The organism is Clostridium frigoris (genome assembly GCF_018861865.1).
Lineage (GTDB): Bacteria > Bacillota > Clostridia > Clostridiales > Clostridiaceae > Clostridium_AD > Clostridium_AD frigoris.
On the sequence record NZ_JAHLDV010000123.1, the window covers coordinates 1 to 1,927 of the forward strand.

A 1,927-nucleotide genomic window follows, 5' to 3' on the forward strand; every position below is an offset into this window, starting at 1 on the left:
AATAATTACTAAATTTACCATCGTTCGTGTTCTGAAATGGTCTTTTTGTTGTGTAATGAAATTGGCGACTACTTTCGCAGATTTACACTTGACTTTAACTAGCTGGTCTAACTATATTTTTTCTTAAATTATTTACTTATTATTAGCTAATTTGATACCTATAATACCCTCATTAAATAATTTTTTATCCATCAATTTTAAATTTTCAGATATAATAGGATCAAAATCCATTTTATCTAAAATATCCTTTTGCATATCAATACCAGGAGCTATTTCTTCTAAAGTAACACCATTTTTAGTTAGTCTGAATACTGCTCTTTCAGTGATGTATAAGACTGGTTGGGAAGCTTCTATAGCATACTCACCACTGAAGGTAATTTGTTCAACGGTTTTAATCAATTTATTTAATTTACCATCTTGAATTATATTTAATTTACCATCTTGAATTTTAATTTTTAAGCCGCCTGCTGTAAAAGTTCCACAAAAGACAACTTTCTTTGAATTTTGTGTTATATTGATAAAACCGCCACAACCTGCAATTTTAGGGCCAAACTTACTTACATTAATATTTCCCTTTTCGTCGCATTGAGCTAGACCTAGGAAGGCTATATCAAGACCTCCTCCATCATAGAAATCAAATTGGTTACTTTGATCTAGTATGCTTTCAGGATTTATTGAAGCTCCAAAACTTAATCCACCAGCAGGGATTCCGCCTATTGGACCTGATTCCAAAGTAACTTTTAGGTCACTTGAAATACCTTCTTCATTTGCAACCATCGATATTCCCTCTGGCACTCCAATTCCAAGATTAGTAATAGCATTGGGAATAAGCTCCATTGCAGCTCTTCTAGATATTATTTTACGTTCATCGAGTTTTAAACCAGAAATATCACTAAGCGCCATTTTTATTTCTCCATTATAAGAGGGATTATATTGCTCCGCATAAGTTTGCATATGATTTTCAGGTTTTGAAATCACAATAGCATCCACAAGAATTCCTGGAATTTTAACTTTTCGTGGATCAAGAGTACCGGGTGCTACAATTTTTTCAACCTGAAGTATTACAATCCCGCCGGAATTTTTGGCTGCTTGCGCCATAGATAAACCATCAAGTGTTACAGCTTCTTTTTCCATAGTTGCATTTCCATTCTCATCAGCATAAGAAGCACGAATTAGTGTTACATTTATTGGAAAAGATTTGTAAAGCAAATATTCTTTATTATCAATTTCGATAACTTTTACTATGTCTTCTTTAGTCACATCGTTTAATTTACCACCGTCTATTCTAGGATCTACAAAAGTTTTTAGTCCAACATGAGTTATAGTTCCCGGTTTACCCGCTGCGATATCTCGATATAGGTGAGAGATTACTCCTTGAGGAAGATTATAAGCCTGTATTTTATTATCAATAGCTAGTTTTACAAGTTTGGGTGCAAGGCCCCAATGACCACCGATTACCTTTGAAACTAAACCTTCGATGCCAAGGTGGTTTAGACCCTTGTCTTTTGAATCTCCTTGACCAGCAGCATAAACTAAAGTTAAATTGTTTGGAGACCCTTTTTCAAGAAAACATTCACTAATTTTTATAGTTAATTCCTCAGGGTGTCCACAACCGATAAAACCTCCCACTGCGACGGTATCTCCATTTTTAATTAAAGAAATTGCATCAGTGCTAGACATAACTTTTTTCATTTTAAGACCTCCTTTTATAGTATTATTAGTCAAACTTCTTTTAATTATAAGGAGAAAATACAATTACCATAAAAAGAAATAAAAAGAAATTTTAAATAAATGTAGGGTATGATTACGCAAAAATGGGGCTGTCTCAAAATGATTAAAAAATCATTTTAAGAGATAGCCTTTTTTTCTTATTAATTTTAATAAAAACATTAAAAAATTACTCTTTTAATGTTTTTTTTTAATGCTA

Annotated in this window: 1 protein-coding gene; it reads right to left on the reverse strand. The window is 32.4% G+C overall.

Going from position 1 to position 1,927, the window contains the following annotated elements:
- Window positions 1–132: 132 nt before the first annotated feature.
- A complete protein-coding gene (locus tag KPL37_RS19330; protein WP_216151697.1) occupies window positions 133–1,692 on the reverse strand; it encodes an acyl CoA:acetate/3-ketoacid CoA transferase in 1,560 nt (519 codons plus the stop codon).
- Between the last annotated feature and the right edge of the window lie 235 nt (window positions 1,693–1,927).